Source organism: Acidobacteriota bacterium, from assembly GCA_016700075.1.
In the GTDB taxonomy this organism is placed as follows: domain Bacteria; phylum Acidobacteriota; class Blastocatellia; order Pyrinomonadales; family Pyrinomonadaceae; genus OLB17.
Genome location: CP065000.1, coordinates 528,955 through 547,528, shown reverse-complemented (window position 1 = coordinate 547,528; position 18,574 = coordinate 528,955). Strand labels below are relative to the sequence as shown.

General features: G+C 52.4%; 18 protein-coding genes. 17 read left to right on the top strand and 1 reads right to left on the bottom strand.

Going from position 1 to position 18,574, the window contains the following annotated elements; translation table 11 throughout:
• Positions 1-4 precede the first annotated feature (4 nt).
• From IPM50_02550 to IPM50_02505, 10 genes are all read left to right on the top strand, one after another.
• Positions 5-262 (top strand): hypothetical protein, encoded by a 258-nt coding sequence (locus tag IPM50_02550; GenBank protein QQS33481.1) that lies wholly within the window; start codon positions 5-7, stop codon positions 260-262.
• Between the two features lie 56 nt (positions 263-318).
• Entirely contained in the window at positions 319-1,281 is a 963-nt protein-coding gene (locus tag IPM50_02545) for a hypothetical protein (GenBank protein QQS33480.1), read from the top strand.
• A 1,524-nt stretch (positions 1,282-2,805) separates the two neighbouring features.
• Positions 2,806-4,191, top strand: coding sequence for a TolC family protein (locus tag IPM50_02540; protein ID QQS33479.1), 1,386 nt, complete (start codon positions 2,806-2,808; stop codon positions 4,189-4,191).
• Between the two features lie 11 nt (positions 4,192-4,202).
• Positions 4,203-5,699 carry an efflux RND transporter periplasmic adaptor subunit gene (locus IPM50_02535; GenBank protein ID QQS33478.1) on the top strand — a complete coding sequence of 499 codons (1,497 nt, stop codon included), beginning with the start codon at positions 4,203-4,205 and terminating at the stop codon, positions 5,697-5,699.
• A 30-nt stretch (positions 5,700-5,729) separates the two neighbouring features.
• The gene (locus IPM50_02530; protein QQS33477.1) at positions 5,730-8,834 is read left to right on the top strand and encodes an efflux RND transporter permease subunit; all 3,105 of its coding nucleotides are present in this window, start codon (positions 5,730-5,732) and stop codon (positions 8,832-8,834) included.
• Between the two features lie 3 nt (positions 8,835-8,837).
• Positions 8,838-9,143, top strand: a complete 306-nt coding sequence (locus tag IPM50_02525; protein QQS33476.1) for a P-II family nitrogen regulator — start codon at positions 8,838-8,840, stop codon at positions 9,141-9,143.
• Positions 9,144-9,195: 52 nt separating this feature from the next.
• Positions 9,196-9,492, top strand: a complete 297-nt coding sequence (locus IPM50_02520) for a hypothetical protein (GenBank protein QQS33475.1) — start codon at positions 9,196-9,198, stop codon at positions 9,490-9,492.
• Positions 9,493-9,668: 176 nt separating this feature from the next.
• Complete coding sequence (locus IPM50_02515) at positions 9,669-10,022, top strand: hypothetical protein (GenBank protein ID QQS33474.1); 354 nt, start codon at positions 9,669-9,671, stop codon at positions 10,020-10,022.
• A gap of 215 nt (positions 10,023-10,237) precedes the next feature.
• A complete protein-coding gene (locus tag IPM50_02510) occupies positions 10,238-10,636 on the top strand; it encodes a hypothetical protein (GenBank protein ID QQS33473.1) in 399 nt (132 codons plus the stop codon).
• Positions 10,637-10,699: 63 nt separating this feature from the next.
• Positions 10,700-11,644 (top strand): FecR domain-containing protein, encoded by a 945-nt coding sequence (locus IPM50_02505; protein ID QQS33472.1) that lies wholly within the window; start codon positions 10,700-10,702, stop codon positions 11,642-11,644.
• A gap of 201 nt (positions 11,645-11,845) precedes the next feature.
• Here IPM50_02505 and IPM50_02500 read toward each other — a convergent pair whose 3' ends face one another.
• On the bottom strand, positions 11,846-12,367 hold the full coding sequence (locus IPM50_02500) for a hypothetical protein (GenBank protein QQS33471.1): 522 nt from the start codon (positions 12,365-12,367) through the stop codon (positions 11,846-11,848).
• A gap of 24 nt (positions 12,368-12,391) precedes the next feature.
• On the opposite strand from IPM50_02500, the gene IPM50_02495 reads away from it, so the two are divergent.
• The 7 genes from IPM50_02495 to IPM50_02465 all read left to right on the top strand — a co-directional run bounded on the left by IPM50_02495 (position 12,392) and on the right by IPM50_02465 (position 18,554).
• A complete protein-coding gene (locus tag IPM50_02495) occupies positions 12,392-13,297 on the top strand; it encodes a hypothetical protein (GenBank protein ID QQS33470.1) in 906 nt (301 codons plus the stop codon).
• A gap of 145 nt (positions 13,298-13,442) precedes the next feature.
• Positions 13,443-13,955 (top strand): MgtC/SapB family protein, encoded by a 513-nt coding sequence (locus tag IPM50_02490; protein ID QQS33469.1) that lies wholly within the window; start codon positions 13,443-13,445, stop codon positions 13,953-13,955.
• Positions 13,956-14,216 (top strand): zf-TFIIB domain-containing protein, encoded by a 261-nt coding sequence (locus IPM50_02485; GenBank protein QQS33468.1) that lies wholly within the window; start codon positions 13,956-13,958, stop codon positions 14,214-14,216.
• Between the two features lie 198 nt (positions 14,217-14,414).
• Positions 14,415-16,382, top strand: a complete 1,968-nt coding sequence (locus IPM50_02480) for a cation-translocating P-type ATPase (GenBank protein QQS33467.1) — start codon at positions 14,415-14,417, stop codon at positions 16,380-16,382.
• A gap of 300 nt (positions 16,383-16,682) precedes the next feature.
• On the top strand, positions 16,683-16,997 hold the full coding sequence (locus IPM50_02475) for a zinc ribbon domain-containing protein (protein QQS33466.1): 315 nt from the start codon (positions 16,683-16,685) through the stop codon (positions 16,995-16,997).
• A 355-nt stretch (positions 16,998-17,352) separates the two neighbouring features.
• Positions 17,353-18,153 carry a ZIP family metal transporter gene (locus tag IPM50_02470; protein QQS33465.1) on the top strand — a complete coding sequence of 267 codons (801 nt, stop codon included), beginning with the start codon at positions 17,353-17,355 and terminating at the stop codon, positions 18,151-18,153.
• A gap of 11 nt (positions 18,154-18,164) precedes the next feature.
• Positions 18,165-18,554 carry a DUF1232 domain-containing protein gene (locus IPM50_02465; GenBank protein ID QQS33464.1) on the top strand — a complete coding sequence of 130 codons (390 nt, stop codon included), beginning with the start codon at positions 18,165-18,167 and terminating at the stop codon, positions 18,552-18,554.
• Positions 18,555-18,574 lie beyond the last annotated feature (20 nt).

The following is an 18,574-nucleotide window of genomic DNA, read 5'->3' as shown; positions in this document are numbered from 1 at the left end:
CATTATGATAGGAATCTCTGACGACGGGTTTGCGGAACATACCTGCGAGAACAAGCAACTAAGCCTCTGGTACTGCGCGGTGTGCAGGCGGGTTCGTCTCAGGACTGGAGAAGTCGCGCTCAGCTTTGACAGCCGCGAATTTGCTGCGTTCACCAACGCGGTGGTCGACGTATACTACTCAGCCGGATGGGAAATGTCGCAGTGGGTGCTTCCGCAAGCAGGTGAGCGGGATGAGATTTTGACCAGCGAGCTGATCGATTAAGAGTATTGTTCGCGGACCTACTAGGTCCTTTTATCTTCACGCAAGGCTTTGAAATTATGAAAAGAATATCGAGAATAACGGCAAGTTTGTTGATCGCAGCATTTAGCGTGATTGTTGGAACCGCACAGATTGGGGATGCGGCGAGAGACAAAAGCGTTACGGGAAAGAAAACCGGCATTCTGTTGCTGGCACATGGCGGAAAAGATGACTGGAATAATGAGGTAATTAACGTTGCTGCCGCCGCAAATCGTACCATGCCGGTCGAGGTGGCATTCGGAATGGCAAGCAAGCGAAGCATTCAGCAAGCGGTTGACAAACTAGTTTCGCGAGGCGCTCAAAAGATCGTCGCCGTCCCGCTTTTTATTTCATCGCACAGTACCGTTATCACCTCGACCGAGTTCCTGCTCGGACTGCGACCGGTCGCACCGGCTGATCTGGCAATTTTTGCCAAAATGGATCACGGCGGTGGCGGCGGTCATGACTCGCACCAATCGATGGATACGTCATTCGACCCATTGACGCCGGTAAAAAGTTCGGTTCCGATCGAAATGGTTTCGGCGCTAGGCTCCCACCCTTACGTCGCCGACATACTGATGGAGCGTGCCCGCGAGATTAGCAGCGAGCCGAAAAAAGAAGTCGTTATCCTAGTTGCTCACGGTCCGGTCTCAGATGAGGAGAATGCCCGATGGCTGGCGGATATGAGCGTCATTGCCGAGAATATGCGTCGCAAGAGCGACTTCAAACGAATCGAGTATTTGACCGTCCGCGACGACGCCCCCGAACCTGTCCGCTCGCGTGTCGCCGAAGAGCTCCGCTCCATGGTGAGCCGAGCCACCGATGAGAAACGCACGGTGTTGATTGTGCCTCTTTTGCTTTCCTACGGCGGCATTGAAGAGGGCATCAAAAGGCGGCTCGACGGACTAACCTATACCATGAGCAAACGGGCCCTTTTGCCCGATGAACGCCTCGCCGACTGGGTAATATTGTCGGCGAAGAGAACCGTCGTAAGCAGAAATTAGACGATCATCGCGGCTATGGGCTGGCGGTCACAGGATCCCCTGATTTCGGTTGGTCCCCCCGGCGGCAAATATTTTTCCTGCATGATCTTCGGCTCAGTTTTGACTTTATGCTGCTGAAACTATAACTATAAGGATTACTTATGTCCGATCGGGTTAAGTCTCAGTTCAAAATAAGGGGCAGGATAGTAAGTCTTGTTGCTTTTTTGTTTGTGATCTACGCGATAGCTGATGTAAGTGTTTTGCGGGCGTATTGTGGAAATGAGGCTCTGGGCATTCCACCGGCTCACCATGTTGCCGAAAAAGGCAGATGATGTCTCCGCTGCTGACAACGACACTTATTTTGTTACCGCCGACCACCGCGACCGTCAGTCTGATGACGAACATTAATACGATCACCAGCACGAATGTTTTTGCTGGCACCTGACGGTCGTCAGTTCATATTTTTTGACAGAAAGTGAAATAGCACAGTATTCCGGCTCTCGACTCGCTACTTTTCGCTCTTCCGGTCATAAGAACTCTGACCTCGACCATAATCTTCGCCCTCCCCAGTTTCTCTAAGCTTTCCTTAAAGTGACCGCGCCTTGTTTTGCGACTTATTCGCGAACTGTGCGTTGCTCTGTTCGTTTTTCCTCTACAAGTTTAGAACCTACGAAGTATATGTCCAAAGTCCTGGTCTTTGTGGCTGCTCTCGTCGTCGTGTCGAGTACATCAGCCCAAACTGGCCGGGTGGGGCCAAGTCCTACCGACTTTTATAGCCAAACTGACGGACTCTCTCTATCCGAGATAGTTAAGCGCTCGTTTGAATCAAATAGCGAGACAAAGATCTCACAACTCGAAGTCAATAAGGCAAAGGCTCGTCTGATACAAGCGGGCCTACGTCCGATTCCGACGCTGGGGGTCGAGCAAGGTTCCGGTCGACTCGTTGGTTCGTCTGGCATTGGCGAATGCAGCGCGAGTGTTTCAATTCCGTTGGAACTTTACGGCCAGCGGAATCGGCGTATCGAAAAGATGCCGAGACAGTTTTCGAGATTTGTCTTCCGGTTGATGATCTGCAACCGGTCCTATTGGACAAATATGATCGAAAATGAGAACATACTCTCGTGCGAATTCTGACCTATATTTTTGGCGCTTATTTACTCGTACTGTCGGTGCAGCCGTGCAGTGATAGCCTGTTGCCGCGCGACAATCAGGGACATGCTATTCAGAAAGTCGCCCACATAGACCAGTCATCGCAAGATTCCAACAATAACGATGAATGCCCCCCATTCTGTGTTTGTTCGTGTTGCGGTACAACCCCTGCTCCCTCAATTGCGTATTCTTTGCCGGTGGATTTTACCGCTGAAAATGCACTAGTTCGCGGTGACTTTTCCCTTTACACGAACCCCTATCAGTCCAACCGGACTTATTCTATTTGGCAGCCGCCAAAAGCCTAACTCAAAACAGCATTAACGCGCCCTTTTTAGCTTGCCGTGCGATCGTTGCACGGTGCCACTCTTGCTGATCGTTTTTGAGATAGGTTTATTGATGTTCAAAATAATTACTTTGGTCGCCATCGTTTCGATGGCCGGCGTTGCGTTTTCACAGGAAAATGCCACTACAAATATAATTGAAGACGGTTCGGTTGCCGCGAAATTGCAACCGGTATCTGATGCCGGTGTTAAAAGGATCGTTCCGCCATTTTCAAATCGCTATTACAACCAATCGGACGGCATTTCTCTCGACGAGATTGTTCGTCTAGCAATTGAGAATAATGGGGATCTCAAGATCGCGCGGCTCGAGGTTGACAAAGCACGGGCGAGGCTGACACAGGCCGGACTTCGATCGAATCCGACCCTTGAGGTCGAACAGTCCACGGGAAGCCTCGTGGGTTCGCCGGGCGACCGCGGATTGAGCGTCGGCTTTTCTTTGCCGCTCGATCTTTATGGGCAACGCCAAAAGAGGATCGATCTTGCGCGGGCGGAGATCGTGTTGCGAGAAGCAGAACTTTTTGCCAGACAACGCGAAGTTACCGGGCAGGTGTTTACCACATATGCGGATGCCCTCTCTGCGCTCAAGGAACTCCAGGTCCTTGATGATCTTCTGGAACTCGATACCCGAACAGTCGCCTTTGTTCAAATTCGCGTTACGGAAGGCGAAACGGCACCACTTGAGTTAAATCTTCTGCAAACCGAGGTCGAACGCCTTCGAGCCAAGCGGGAGCTTGCAGAGGGTAGGATCCAAACCGCTGTCACCAGACTCAAGTTCTTTGCCGGGGTTCCTTATGAGCAGCCGTTCAAACTGCGCGAGGAAATTTCAGCTGCTCAGATTCCCCAATTGCCAACGACCAGTGAAACGGGTATTTCCGTCGCTCTCAGGTCAAGGCCGGAGTTGCGCGTTGCCGAGCTTGAGGAACAGCTTGCCAGTGCGGGACTTCGCCTGGTTCGCTCACAGGGTAAACCCGATTTTACTGCCTATACTCGCTATTCGCGGAGCCGGGCGGGTTTCGACGACCCTCGTGGAGCCTACTTCCAGAATGATGGCAGTTTGACGTTTGGCGTTGCAATCGGTTTGCCGATCTTTGACAAAAAACAGGGTGCAAAAGCCGAGGCTTCAATTGCGATTCGTCAGGCTCAGGAAAAGCGAGCGTTTGCAGAGGCGATCATTCGGAATGAGGTGACAACCGCGTTTCAACGAATAGAGTCGGCCAAGCGGGCGTTGGCGAGGCTTGAGACCGCAGTTCTTCCTCGTTCACGAGAAAATATTGAGACGATCAGAAAGGTCTATCAGATCGGCGAATTAAGAATAACTGACCTTATTGCTGAGCAAAAGAAGTTACTTGAAGCAAACCAGGATCTGACCGAAACACTAGTGGAACGCTACCGGGCCCAAGCGGACCTATTTATCGCGCTCGGACTAACATTTGTTAATTAAAGGAAAAGAATATGTCAGAAAACAAAATCACCGAACCAGTCGAACATCACGCAACGGACGAGGCCGAACTCGACCGGCCCGAAACAAACTTTGATCGATCAGATGAAAACGACATCGAATCCGAGGCTCCAAAGAAGAATCCACTCGTTCCTTGGCTCGCTACTCTCGGCATTGTTGCGTTGATCGCAATTGTTGGAATTGCTTGGATCGTTAGCCGAAGTTCTACGGATGGAGACAAAGCGACCGGGGAACAAAAAGATGGACCGGGACACTCGGAAAATGAGACTGGAAGAGAGGTCAAACTCGATCCTGAGTTGCTCGAGTCGGCGGGAATCTCGACCGAAACCGTAACCCAACGACCCGCAATCGCGATGGTAAAGGTTACGGGAGCTGTCGAATTAAATCCGGAAAGGACAGAAATGGCGACCCTGTTGGTCGGCGGACGCATCGAGCGAGTCAATTACGGTGTTGGCGACTATGTGCAGCTTGGAGCTGTGCTGGCCGTTGTATCAAGTCCGCAGCTCGCTCAAATGCACGGCAAGATGCACGAGGCGAAGACCAAATACGAATTGGCCGAGCGAAATCTCGTCCGCGTTCAAAGAAGCGAAAACCGCGTTGCTGTGCTTCAGGCCAAGGCGAAACTCGACGAAGCGGATGCAACGCTAAGACGAACCAAAAGACTGATCGAACTCGGTGCCGGTGCCGGCAAAGACATTGTTACGGCGGAAACTAACTACCGGACGGCGAAAGCGGAATTCGATTTCCAATCAAACATCGCACTAAACAAAGAGCTGCAGGAAGCGAAGGCAGAGGTCGAAACAGCCCGTGTCGATCTACGGCACATTGAGGATGAGCTGCGTGCTTTGGGCGTTCCCGTCGAATCCAATAGACCGGACGATCATCGCAGCAATACCTCGCTCGTTTCATTGAGAGCTCCTCTGTCGGGCATCGTAACGGAGCGTAGATTCAACGCTGGAGCCGGCGTAGAAGCGGCGACGCCTATCTTTTCAATCTCGAATCTCGGGACGGTTTACGTTATCGCGAATGTTCCCGAAGCGAACATGTCGAAGCTGTTCGTCGGCGCAAACGCGGAGATAACTTCACCGGTGATCGGAACGGTGAATGGCCGTGTGTCATATATCGATCCGCAATTGGATGAGTCAACACGAACGGGCAGAGTGCGGATCGAGGTCCCGAATACGAACGGCAAGCTTCGGGCCGGAATGTTTGCTGATGTCGGATTTTATACCGGCACGAACGCCGCGACAGGCCAGGAATTGGTTGTGTCGTCCGACGCTGTGCAACGCACTGGCGGCAAAACTGTTGTCTTTGTCCCTCGCGAAGATGAGCCCGGAGCGTTCGAAGTTCGCGAGATCAAAACCGGGGCAGACATCAACGGATATACAAAGGTGATCAATGGGTTAAAGCTAGGCGAAAAGATCGTGACGAGCGGCAGCTTTACTTTAAAGACACAGCTCGAAAAGGGTGCCTTGGGAGACGACCACTAAACAGAATATTTACTTAACTAAGGAACTTATATGATTAACGCACTAATTCGCTTTTCCGTTGCCAATCGGCTGATCGTCCTTTTGCTCGTCGGCATCATGGCGGCGGGCGGTGCATACAGTCTTTTGAATCTTCCGATTGATGCCGTTCCCGATGTGACAAATGTTCAGGTGCAGGTATTGACCGCCGCACCCAGCTTAGCGCCGCTTGATATCGAACGACAGGTAACTTTTCCTGTAGAAACGGCGATGTCGGGGCTTCCGGATGTCGAAGAGATCCGTTCGGTTTCAAAGTTTGGGTTATCGGCAGTAACCGTTGTTTTTGCCGATTCGGTTGATACATATTTTGCCCGTCAGCTTGTTCTGGAACGACTCGCTCAAGCCCGCGAGCAGATTCCTGCCTCGATCGGATCTCCAGAAATGGGACCAATTTCGACGGGTTTGGGCGAAATTTATCAATACGAACTCAAATCGCCCGATGGAAGCTACGACGCGCAGGCATTACGGACGGTGCAGGATTGGAACGTACGGCGACAGCTTCTAGGTGTTCCGGGAATTACGGAAATCAACAGTTTCGGCGGGTTCAAAAAGCAGTATCAAGTTCGGCTGGACCCGAATAAATTGCAGTCTTACGGTCTGACATTGCGGGATATTTATGAAGCGGTCTCAGCAAACAACGCGAATGTCGGCGGCGCATACATCGAAAAAGGTGCTGAACAGTATCTTCTTCGCGGACTTGGATTGGTCGAAAAGGCGGACGATGTTGCGAATATTGTCGTTAAAACGGGAACGGATGGCGTTCCGGTTTATGTCCGCGATGTCGCCGAGGTCGTCGAAGGCTCAACCGTTCGGCAGGGAGCGGTAACGGCGGACGGCAAGGGCGAGATCGTCGCCGGGATCGCACTGATGCTCAAAGGCGAAAACTCGCGGGCAGCAGCAAATCGCATCAAGGAGCGCGTTGAGGAAGTAAAAAAATCTCTGCCCGCCGGAGTCGAACTCGAACCGTTTTACGACCGCACCGAACTTGTCGACCGCGCCATTTATACGGTCGAAAAGAACTTGATCGAAGGCGCGATTTTCGTCATCGTCGTGCTTATTCTGCTGCTTGGAAACTGGCGAGGAGCGTTGCTTGTCGCAACGATAATTCCACTCTCGATGCTGTTTGCGGCGATTCTAATGCGCGTCTTTAACGTTTCTGGAAACTTGATGAGTCTTGGTGCGCTTGACTTCGGGTTGATCGTGGACGGAGCGGTCGTCATGGTCGAAAATGCCGTTCGCCGAAGAGCTGAGGCGCAACACGAACATTCGTCAGAGCCGCCCGAACGCACGATATTAGATGCTTGCCTGGAGGTGGCGCGTCCCGTCGTTTTCGCCGTCGCTATTATCGGCATTGTATATCTGCCGATCCTTTCCTTGACGGGTATCGAAGGCAAAATGTTCGTGCCGATGGCTTTAACGGTAATTTTCGCACTTTTGGGTTCGCTGATCCTCAGCCTGACCTACGTTCCGGCGATGCTGACATTTGTTTTAAAAGGCGAAGTTTCCGAAAGCGAGAGTTTTCTGATCCGTTGGGCGAAACAAATTTATACTCCGGCGTTTGCTTTTATGGCGCGTTACCGCTCGCAAGCCTTAGCGATCGCCGTCGGTATGGTATTGATCTCAGGTGCGATCTTTCCGTTTTTGGGGGCTGAATTTATTCCGCGTCTCGATGAAGGCGATCTTGCGGTTCAGGTTCAGCAACTGCCGAGCGTGTCCCTGAGTCAATCGATCAGAACCGTCACCGAAGTAGAAAAAGTATTAATGGAGTTTCCCGAAGTCAAAACGGTCATCTCGAAAACGGGTCGAGCCGAAGTCGCAACGGATCCGATGAGCGTTGACTTTTCCGATCTTTATGTCGCGTTGAAACCTCACGATGAATGGACGACGACGAAAGATAAAACGGAACTCGTAGAAAAAATGTCGCACAAGTTGGAAGTGAAAGTCCCGTCGGCAATCATCAGTTTTTCCCAACCGATAGAACTTCGCGTGGCGGAACTCATCTCCGGTGTCCGTTCCGACGTGGCGATCAAACTCTACGGCGACGATCTAGATGTTTTAAAGGAAAAAGCCGATGAGATCGTGCAGGTGGTGTCAAAGGTTTCGGGAGCGGAAGATGTCAAAGCCGAAGCGACAAGCGGATTGCCGCAACTTCAGATCAAACCTGACCGGGCTGCGATCGCTCGTTACGGTCTTAACGTTGAAGATGTCAACGATTTAGTCGAAGCTGTTGTTGCCGGAAAGGAAGCCGGACAAGTTTTCGAGGGCGAACAGCGGTTCGATTTAGTCATCAGACTAAACGAGAATTCGGGGCGCGATATAGACACGATAAAAAATCTGCTTTTAACCACTCCTACGGGAATGCGTGTTCCTTTGTCCGAAGTCGCGGGAATAGAACTTGTCGAAGGGGCGGCACAGATCTCCCGCGAAGACACGCGCCGCAGGATCAGCGTAGAACTCAATGTGCGCGGGCGCGACATCGCCGGTTTTGTCGCCGAAGCACAAAGTTTGATTGACAAAGAGGTCCAGTTTCCAGCCGGATATTATCTGAAATGGGGCGGAACATTCGAGAATCTTCAGAGAGCGGCAGGGCGGCTTTTGATCGTCGTCCCCATCGCCCTTTTCCTGATCTTCGTTCTGCTCTTTACAACTTTCGGCTCGATCAAACAGGCACTTCTTATTTATACGGGAATCCCGTTTGCGATTGTCGGCGGCGTGTTCGCTTTGGCAATTCGGGAAATGCCGTTTTCGATTTCAGCGGGCGTCGGTTTTATCGCACTGTTCGGGGTGGCCGTGCTAAACGGGGTGGTTATGGTCTCCTACATCAATCAACTCCGACGCGAAGGAAAAACCGTGCTGGAAGCCGTCAGAGAAGGGGCGATGACCAGACTCAGACCCGTCTTAATGACGGCCCTCGTCGCAAGTTTGGGGTTTATTCCGATGGCGATAGCGACCAGCGCCGGAGCTGAAGTTCAAAGACCACTTGCGACGGTTGTTATCGGCGGCCTGATAACCTCAACTCTATTGACTTTGCTGATTCTGCCGACGCTTTATGCGTGGATCGAACGCGATCCTAAAGGAGTTTTTGAAGAAGGAGAATAAATTATGGAAAGAAAATTGATAATTGCCATTGTGCGCCCGTTTTTGATTGATAAACTCGTGGTCGCGTTTGAGAACATCAAAAAGTTTCCCGGCATCACAGTTGTTGACGCCCACGGCTTCGGGCAGACGTCCAACAAGACTTGGGACGAAACGCTGAATCCGTTTCATCCGAAAAAACAAATCGAAATTGCCGCGCCAGTTGAGATAATCGACGAAATAATTGAAGCAATTCATGAACACGCACATACGGGCAAAACCGGGGACGGCATGATTTTTGTCCTGCCGCTTGATCAAGTGATTAGAATTTAAGATTTGAAATCGAGAACGCATTCTCGATCTGACACTCCTTACGCCGAAGCCTATGAGCAAAACGAACACGCCCAACGAAGCTGCCGTCGATCTGCCCGGCATTCACCGGATCAGTTCTATCGACGCGGTGGCGCATTTTGGCAAGGCCGAGGGCAACGATGACAAAACTCCGGCCGTAGAGAAGATCGAGGTTCGGCTTGAATTAAGCGTCTGGACATTGGCAAAGGCAAAAGAAGGTGCTGCGCGATCTGGCGTCGAGCTTTCGCATTATGTCGAAAGGGCTTTGGAGCGGTTCACAGAAGGAAAAGGAGTGCTCAGCCGCGAGGGGGAAGGCTATATACGCGACTGAGAACGCTATCTACATCAGGGGGAACTCTATTTAGACGAAGGGGAACGCGATCCGAATGAGGGGGAAACATATTTTGATGACCTGGAAGATCGTCCAGATGACTAAGAGTAACGTTTTGGTGGCGTAGTTTGCAGTCAACTCGGCATAAGTTGAGAAGTAATTAGGAGGAAATGAATATGGCAAAGGTCAGTAATAAGGAAGTGAGGCGGCAATGTGAGGTGATGAATGACGCGTGGTTCGAAGGTGCAAAGGCCGTCGAGTTCAACGGCATTACGCAGACCGAGTTTTTGGCGGATATCACCGCTGCCGGCACGGCTGACGACGAGATCGGGGATCTGGAGGCCGAGCTTAAGATGAAACGCGAAGCACGCGACGACCTCTATGTCGCGCTCAACGGGAAACGCTCAAAAGTCGGCCTTGGCGTCGCCGGCTCCGCGGCCTACGGTAACGACAGCCCGCTCTACGGAGCCATGGGCTTTGTCCGTAAAAGCGATAGAGCGTCGGGGTTGACCAGAAAAACAAGACCATGATGCGGGTTGATATGACATCTGGCATGAGAGCCTCGCCTTGAGGATGCTCTTGCCAGTAGGAGGGTTGCGGTGTGGGAGACGCGGCCCTCCGCCATCGCAATATATTCGCTGAGGAACTGGCGACAAGAGAGCTATGGTTCCGATCTGGAAAAACTCAAACGTGCCAGCTAACCCGCGTTTGATTCCAACCAGGTTAGCCGCAAAAAGGAGACGATATGTTTAAGAAATTTTTATCAGGCTTGCTGATCACATCAATTTTGGGTGGGGCGACCCTCGTGTCCGGGGCCGCGACGGATACCAGTGACGTAAAGAGCGTGGAAACTATCAAGGCCGAGATTCGCAAACTCGGCACGGGCCCAGACGCGAAGATCAAACTTAAACTTCTCGATAAAACTAAGGTCGAAGGCTATGTCAGCGAGGCCAACGAGAACGATTTTACGGTCGTCAATCCAAAGAAAGGAACAACGACGACCGTCGCTTATCCGCAGGTTGGCCAGGCAAAAGGCAACAACCTGTCGGGCGGCGTAAAAATTGCCCTCATTATCGGTGCTGTCGCAGTCCTCACTTATCTGAGTTTTAAGTACGGACGGCGAAACCGGCGTTACGGTTTCTGAGTTTTAAATTGCTGACCGCGCTTTATCAAAGTTGCGGCCGGGAAGGTTCGATAGGAGTTTATGATGTACAAAAAAAGAATCACTAGCGTTTCTCTTTCAATTCTTCTGGCGGTTGTATTTGCGGTCACCACAGACGCACAGACCAACCCGACTCTATATGTGGTTTCGGCTAAGGCTGGCGGGATCAACTTTGTCTCGGGCGATGTTTCTACAAAACGAGCATCCGTCAAAGAGGCCGTGCCCGCTTCAACGCTCGATGCACTCGAGAACGGGGACAAGATACAAACCGGGCCTGACGGGCGTGCGGAAATATTACTTAATCCCGGGTCGTATTTGAGAGTTGGCGAAAACTCGGTTATCGAGTTCACCGATACATCGCTTGATTCGCTGCGGTTGAAATTAAGTTCGGGCGTCGCCCTGATCGAAGTCGCCGGTGACGACGATGAAGTCGCTCCTGTCGAACTTGCGTTCGAGGGATCATCGGTGCGATTCGATAAGAAAGGTGTTTACCGCGTTCAGTATCGAGAGCCGGAAACGGCGACCATCCGCATCCTAAAGGGCAGCGTGAAGATTGACGATGAGAAGATCGGCGACGGAAAAGAAATTGTCTTCGATCATGGAAAGCCGGTAGCCACAGCAAAGTTCGATAAGAAAGTACAGGACGATTTTTCTCAGTGGAACGTGGATCGAGCTAAGACAATCGCGGAGGCCAATTCGAGGCTCTCCAAGGATGCTGTAAGCCGTCTTTCTTCGGGTTATCGCAATAGCTCATTCAACCGTCGCCGCGGATTTAGCGGCTACTGGCTCTACGACCCGTTTTATCGAAGTCGCACGTTCCTGCCGTTTTACTCGGGCTGGTCCTCGCCCTACGGCCATCGATATCACCGCGGTTTCGGATTTTCGCATTCCGGGTTTGGCTCGATTCGTCGGCCTTCGGTGGTTATCCATAGGCCCCATCGCCCCGTCGTGATCCGCCATCCGGTGAAACACGGGGGACGGCGGCATTAGTTCTTCGCCGCGCTGAGCGGCAGGTTTGATCTGACCGGGCGTAAAGCATCGCCCGGCAGAAAAGTGCACGACCGGCAGGCGATAGGCACTGGTCGAGGCACTAAGCTCTCCCTGGCTTTGGACGGCAGTGCTACACGGGCGGTGCCGGGACTCTAATCTTGATGATTAAGGAGATGCATTATGAACTTACGATCTAGCAGTTTAAGACGCAGCGTAATGCTCGCGATCTTTGGCGTCGCCCTTTTGGGCTTCGGAAGCATGGCTGCCAACGCACAGCACGGTAGAAGTAACGGTCACGGCCGACAGCACGTCCGCCAGGATCGCCACCACGACCGCCGCGTGTACCAACAGCCGGTGAGGCAGCCGGTTTATTACGGCAACAGCGGCTACAACAATGGCAGCTACGATGGAAATAATGGCTATTACAATGATGGCTATTACAACGCTAACAACGGCTATTACAACAATAGCCGCAATTACCCACGCCGGCCGGTTAACCGGAGCTCCGGCTTGGGCAGCCTTCTTCGAGTGGTAATTGGTGGCGGGCGCAGCCACCGACGTCACCATTAGTACCGTCACCACGGCATGCGGTCGCCTGACGTAAGGCGGCGGCCGCCTGCCGTGATTTTCGAAATCGCTCCGAAGCTTTTGTCCGACCTCAACTACGATCGGCGCCACGAAATCGACGGGCAGTGTCAGATGAAGCGGTAAAACAATCTTCATCAGATCAAGGAGTTGTGAGCGTTTATGAAGTTTTTATTGATTGGGCTTCCGACCCTCATCTTCTTTTCACATTTGCTAAACGCAGACTGCCTGGCACAGCCGCAGTTGGACGCGAAGCTAAGATCGGATGATGACCAGGCGCTCACGTCCCGCATGCCCAGAGCGACGCCGACGCCGAAGCCATTCTCGGACATTCCCGCCGAGTCACCAACCGATCCTAAAAGATCGATTGCGGGATCAAAGTCTGCGACGAGCCCAATGGGTAAAACCGCCGACGCGATCCCAAATGACCTCGTGGATGATGACAGCGATCCGCCGTTGGAAGAGGGTTTCCGATGGGGCGAAGCGACAAAACAGTCTCTGATGTTTTTGGCTATACAGCACGGTTACGCTTTCACGCAGCCTAAGACACAGTCGGCGATGAAGGGGAAATTCTGGAAAGATTATGTCAATTCGGTTAAATCGCTGAAAGGCTGGGCGGACGGCGGCAGATTCTTTACTAATTATGTCGCGCATTCGATGCAGGGGGCATTTGTCGGCTATATCCAGATTCAAAACGATCCGAAGGGAAGGAAGCAGCAATTCGGCGCGTCGGGCGACTATTGGCGCAGCCGACTGAAGGCGATGGCGTGGTCGGCGGCGCGGTCAACGCAGTTTGAGATCGGACCGATCAGCCAGGCGTCGATCGGCAATGTCGGGTTATCGGGCAAACAGACGTGGGGCGACATCGTGGTCACGCCCACCATCGGCACGGCGATGCTCATCAGCGAAGACGCGATCGACCGCTTTGCAATGAAACGCATCGAACGCTCGACGGATAAGTTTTACGTCCGCATCTTCGCGCGGATGCTGCTCAGCCCGACGCGAACCGTCGCCAATGTTTTCCGCTTTAAAAAGCCGTGGCATCGCGACCGCCCGTACGAAGATTAGAGAAAAGTCTCGTGCGCGGGATTGTATTTGGGTTTGAGGAGATTTAAGGCTTCGGAGGCTGGAGATGAGGCGTCGGGAAAAGAATAAGGGAAAGGTGAAGAAGCGATAAACAAAGTTCCGTCGTCGGCATATTCGGAGGAATTTGATGGAAATTGTATGGAGCGAACTGTCGTCTGGGCTTCCCGACGTCACGCAGCTTGTACACGTAGTGATACGTTTAGTTGCCGCGACCGTGCTCGGTGCGATCATCGGACTACAGCGGGAGCAGGCGGGCAAGGCGGCGGGGCTGCGAACACATATCCTTGTCTCGCTGGGCACAACACTCTTTGTTCTTGCGTCGGCGGGAAGCGGCATGTCGTCGGACGGCGTTTCGCGGGTTGTTCAGGGACTCGCGACCGGCATCGGCTTTATCGGGGCCGGAGCGATTCTGAAGCTGGAACACGAACGCAGGATCCACGGCCTGACAACCGCGGCCGGCATCTGGATGACGGCGGCGATCGGAGTTACTGTCGGCCTCGGTGGTTTAGGTTTAGCTTTGATAAGCACCGTCATCGCATGGATCGTGCTCGCGTCCATCGGGCGGCTCGAACAGAATGTGGAAACAGACAAGTCGGAAAGTAAAGAAGTGGAAAATACAGAAAACGGAGGAAACAAATAAATGAAATGTCCAAATGATACAGACACCGATCTTCAAATGTCGGAACGACAAGGAGTCGAGATCGATTATTGTCCCAAATGTCGGGGCGTATGGTTAGACCGAGGCGAGATCAACAAGATCATCGAACGCTCCGTCACGGAAGCCCCGACGGCGCAGGCGGATTACGACGACTATCAAAGCCGTGGCTCGGGAGGCCATCACTCAAAAGGCTACGACCCGCGAAAACGCCGCAAAGGCTGGCTGGGCGAATTGTTCGACTAGCCGATGTAACCGCAGCGTCGATAAAGCATCACCCACACGCCGGAAAAACCAGCGGCGAAATCATAATAATGCTGAATTTAACGACGACGCCTGACTATTAAGCGAGGGGGAATACGATTCAAGCCGCCTTGGTATCGCGACAGGCCACGCGGATAAGCAACCCCGCAAAATTAACCGACTTATATGGAGCGATAAAAGATGTTAGCAAAAGAAAACGCCGCGAGCGAGAAAAACCCATCGGTATTAGGTGACCGCAAGTTTCAATGGCTTGTGTTTAGTGTTGCATTGGTCGCCGTCTTCGAATTCTTTTCGCTCGCGGATATTGATGTCTTCAAATTTCTGCTCGCCCCGATCCCGGCTTGGCAGCCGTACTCCCGTTGGGTCGCGGCCGTGTTCTTTGCAGTTATCATCCTGGCCATAGGACGCGGCACCCTGTTGAGCGGGCTGACGGCTCTCGCGAAACTCAACTTCAAAAGCATAAATCTGCTGATGACGATCGCGATCATCGGTGCCTTCTATCTCGGCGAGTACGAGGAGGCCGCCGTTGTTGTCGTGCTGTTTACCCTTGGCGAAACGCTGGAGAAGTTCGGGATCGCCACCAGTAAGTCGGCACTCCAGGCCCTGGTCGACCGGGCGCCAAAAACGGCGGCGATCAAATCCGCCGACGGGCAGATCACCGACACGCCGCTCGACGAAATTAAGCTCGGCAACATTCTGGTCTTAAAGCCCTCGGATATGGTCGCGATGGATGCGGAGGTCGTCAGCGGGTCTTCGTCGGTCGACGAATCGACAATCACCGGCGAGCCGTTGCCGCGGGATAAGCACGCGGGCGATAACGTTTTCGCCGGCACGCTCAACATGCAGGGCTATCTCGAAGCCCGCGTGACAAAACTTGCGGCCGATTCGACGCTCGCTAAGATTATTGAAACGACTTTCGCCGCTACCAGAACAAAAGCCGAAACCCAGAAATTTATCGAAACCTTTGCGGGTTACTACACGCCTTCTATCATCGTCGTAGCGGTCATGCTTGTTGCTATTCCGACGATATTATTCGGGCAGCCGTTCAATCCGTGGTTTGAAAAGGCGATCACTATCCTGGTCATCGCTTGCCCTTGCGCCCTGGTCATCAGCACGCCGATCTCGATATACGCGGCTATTGGAAATGCATCCGCTCGCGGAGCACTGATCAAAGGCGGCAAATACATCGAGGCGATCGGTCAGATCAAGGCCGTCGCGATGGACAAGACGAGGACGCTTACATACGGAAAACCGAAAGTTACCGACGTTATTCCCTTCGGCGACACCCTGCGCGAACATCTGCTCGCCTGTGCCGCCGGCATCGAAGCTTATTCGGAACATCCCCTTGCTCAGGCGATCGTCGATGCGGCCCGAGAGGAAAAGATCGAGATCCACGGCGTCGAGAATTTTCAAGCCGTGATGGGCAAGGGAGCGCAGGCCGACTGCGTGGTCTGTTACGACAAGCACCATTGTATCGGCAAGCTGCCTTTTATAACGGAAGAGCACGGCGTTCAAGAGGAAGTTGTGGCAACCGTCGGGGCTCTTCAGCTGGAGGGTAAAACGTCTATCGTCGTAAGCAGCAACGGCGGTGTCGAGGGTGTCATAGCTCTCACTGACGAGCTAAAGCCGGAGGGTAAACAAACCGTTAGCGAACTCCGGGGTTTGGGTATCGAAACGATTATGCTTACCGGCGATAACAAAGCTCCGGCCGATGCCGTCGCGAAGTTCGTCGGCATCAACGAGGTCAGAGCGGAGATGCTTCCCGAAGACAAAGCCGAAGCGATCAAAGACCTTCTTAAAAAATACGGCGCGGTCGCTATGGTCGGCGACGGTGTAAATGACGCCCCCGCCCTCACCCTGTCCAACGTCGGCGTCGCGATGGGCGCTGCAGGCAGCGATACCGCGATCGAGGCCGCTTCGATCGCTATCCTGAACGACCGTCTGGAACTCATCCCGTATCTCGTTCGCCTGGGGCGCAAAACGATCTCGACGATCAGGATCAACACAGCCGCGGCCGTGCTTACTAAGCTGCTGTTTGTAGTCCTGGCGATCCTGGGTTTGAGCGGTCTGGCATTGGCGATATTTGCAGATGTCGGCGTGACAATTCTGGTGATTCTTAACAGCCTCAGGCTGCTGAATTTTGATTGATTGCGAATCCTCGGTAAATAAGGCCTTGGCGAGAGATTTCTGCCCCATCTGGCAGACGAGAAGAAGAAGGATTGACCCATCATGAAGAAAAGGAAAACGGCGTCAAAATCGAACGCCGGCGCCGCAAAAACGAGTTCTGTGTTGAATCCGGCGAATTAAGCAGAGACGATAAATTGAACCCGGATGATCTTCTTAGAGTGCATAAAATCGGCAGTGAGGATACGCAGCGTCATTTCGGCACTTCGAAAATAAGATCGAGTGAGGAGAACAGTTCGGATTAAATTCGTGGAGTAAAATACTATGAGCTTTTTAAAAAACCTACTAGGCGGTGGTCATCATAGCGGGCGACGACGTAGCGGCCGCGGACACCACGATAAACATTCTCGGCGCTACGACGAGAGTTATGGACAAGAGCCGCGAGACGAGCGACCACGGGGCGGCAATTCCGGTGAGGAAATGTTTTGTCAGATATGCGGCGTTGCGAATACCCAAAACGCGCGTTTCTGCAAGGGTTGCGGAACAACCCTTGCGGCCGCGGCAAATGCATGCACGAAATGCGGCAATGCGCTCGCAACAGGATCTGCTTTCTGCAACAGCTGCGGGCAGAAACAATAGTGTGGATTCACGTAAAATACCTCCAACCGAAAATGTGGAAACTGAGTATGGCCATTAACTCGGACTATGGGAAAAGGAAACGGGCAATCGGCTGCCGGACGTGACAAGAAAAACTTAATCATTGTTTTCTGCTTTACGTCGGCCTTTCTCGCATCGGAAGTCGTCGGAGGCAATTTGCGTTTTAGCAGCCTGGCTTCGCTGGCTGACACCGGATACAGGTTGTGCTTCGGTTTGGCGCTAGAGCTATTACATCTGCATTGACAAATGCCAGCATTGTATTCGATGCGGCGCCTTATTTTGTGTCGAAATTGGGCAGCTTTTAATAAAATTCTTGACGAATAGTCTATGCGTGATTATGAATAACTCATTTTGGCAGGTGATGGGCTACGCGCTGATTCCGGCTTCGGCGGTGCTTGTCGGCGGCATTATCGCCGTATTTTGGAAACCCGGCGCGACCATTCGCAGTTTGGTGCAGCATTTTGCCGCCGGACTCGTTTTTGCCGCCGTCGCCGCCGAAATATTGCCCGACATAATGCACCAACGCGACCCGCTCGCAATGGTCGTCGGCTTTACACTAGGAATCGGTTTGATGCTCGCAGTTAAATACTTTGCCGAAGGCAGCGGGAAAAAAGCAAACGGCGCGAGTAAACGACCGGCAAAGAGCGAATCGAAACAGCAGTCGCAAACGGAAAGTTCGGAGGAGGCGGAAAAAGGCGAAAACGAATCACCGACGAGTTTGCTAGTGACAATCGGTATTGACTTGCTGATTGACGGATTGCTCATCGGAATCGCTTTTACGGCGAGTTCAAAACAGGGATTTTTGCTGACGTTCGCGCTCGCCTTCGAGGTTTTCTTTCTCGGTCTTTCGGCTTCGGTGGCACTGAGCAAAGCCGGAAAATCCAGAACCGTAATGGTCGGCGCGGCAGTCGGACTGGCTCTGCTTTTGCTCGGCGGCGTAGTCATCGGAAATTACTTTTTGTCGGGACTGACCGGCTTCGCTTTCGACACAATGCTGGCTTTCGGCGCGGCGGCATTGCTTTATCTGGTTACGGAAGAATTGCTTGTCGAAGCGCACGAAGCGAAGGAAACTCCCGTTACGACGGCGATGTTTTTTGTCGGATTCGTGGTGCTTTTGCTGGTCGAAATGCTTGCGTAAGTTACAAAATTATGAGTGGTTTTTTAGAGAATTTCACGAAAAAAGCACGAGCCTTGAAAAAGGAAACTTTTGCACTTTATCTGGCTTGCCGCGACGAGCGAAAACCGTTGTATGCCAAAATTCTCGCCGCGTGCGTCGTCGGCTATGCTTTCAGCCCGATTGATCTGATACCGGATTTTATACCTTTGTTGGGACTGCTTGATGATCTGATTCTGATTCCAATCGGGATCGCTCTGGTTCTCAAAATGATTCCGCCGGAAGTTATGGCTGATTGCCGCCAACAAGCAGGCGAAACGATTGACAAGCCGACGAATTGGTATGCCGCTTCGGTCATCATTTTGATTTGGGTGCTGCTAATAGTTTTTTCAGGCTGGCTGGTGCTAAAGGCGATTGGTAATTAAAACGAAAAATACAATTTACA

Coding starts and splice junctions, on each gene's coding strand:
- IPM50_02535 (QQS33478.1), top strand. CDS start 4,203: ATGTCAGAAAACAAAATCACCGAACCAGTCGAACATCACGCAACGGAC.
- IPM50_02485 (QQS33468.1), top strand. CDS start 13,956: ATGAAATGTCCAAATGATACAGACACCGATCTTCAAATGTCGGAACGA.
- IPM50_02520 (QQS33475.1), top strand. CDS start 9,196: ATGAGCAAAACGAACACGCCCAACGAAGCTGCCGTCGATCTGCCCGGC.
- IPM50_02530 (QQS33477.1), top strand. CDS start 5,730: ATGATTAACGCACTAATTCGCTTTTCCGTTGCCAATCGGCTGATCGTC.
- IPM50_02550 (QQS33481.1), top strand. CDS start 5: ATGATAGGAATCTCTGACGACGGGTTTGCGGAACATACCTGCGAGAAC.
- IPM50_02470 (QQS33465.1), top strand. CDS start 17,353: ATGAATAACTCATTTTGGCAGGTGATGGGCTACGCGCTGATTCCGGCT.
- IPM50_02545 (QQS33480.1), top strand. CDS start 319: ATGAAAAGAATATCGAGAATAACGGCAAGTTTGTTGATCGCAGCATTT.
- IPM50_02540 (QQS33479.1), top strand. CDS start 2,806: ATGTTCAAAATAATTACTTTGGTCGCCATCGTTTCGATGGCCGGCGTT.
- IPM50_02490 (QQS33469.1), top strand. CDS start 13,443: ATGGAAATTGTATGGAGCGAACTGTCGTCTGGGCTTCCCGACGTCACG.
- IPM50_02465 (QQS33464.1), top strand. CDS start 18,165: ATGAGTGGTTTTTTAGAGAATTTCACGAAAAAAGCACGAGCCTTGAAA.
- IPM50_02495 (QQS33470.1), top strand. CDS start 12,392: ATGAAGTTTTTATTGATTGGGCTTCCGACCCTCATCTTCTTTTCACAT.
- IPM50_02510 (QQS33473.1), top strand. CDS start 10,238: ATGTTTAAGAAATTTTTATCAGGCTTGCTGATCACATCAATTTTGGGT.
- IPM50_02505 (QQS33472.1), top strand. CDS start 10,700: ATGTACAAAAAAAGAATCACTAGCGTTTCTCTTTCAATTCTTCTGGCG.
- IPM50_02500 (QQS33471.1), bottom strand. CDS start 12,367: ATGAAGATTGTTTTACCGCTTCATCTGACACTGCCCGTCGATTTCGTG.
- IPM50_02475 (QQS33466.1), top strand. CDS start 16,683: ATGAGCTTTTTAAAAAACCTACTAGGCGGTGGTCATCATAGCGGGCGA.
- IPM50_02480 (QQS33467.1), top strand. CDS start 14,415: ATGTTAGCAAAAGAAAACGCCGCGAGCGAGAAAAACCCATCGGTATTA.
- IPM50_02515 (QQS33474.1), top strand. CDS start 9,669: ATGGCAAAGGTCAGTAATAAGGAAGTGAGGCGGCAATGTGAGGTGATG.
- IPM50_02525 (QQS33476.1), top strand. CDS start 8,838: ATGGAAAGAAAATTGATAATTGCCATTGTGCGCCCGTTTTTGATTGAT.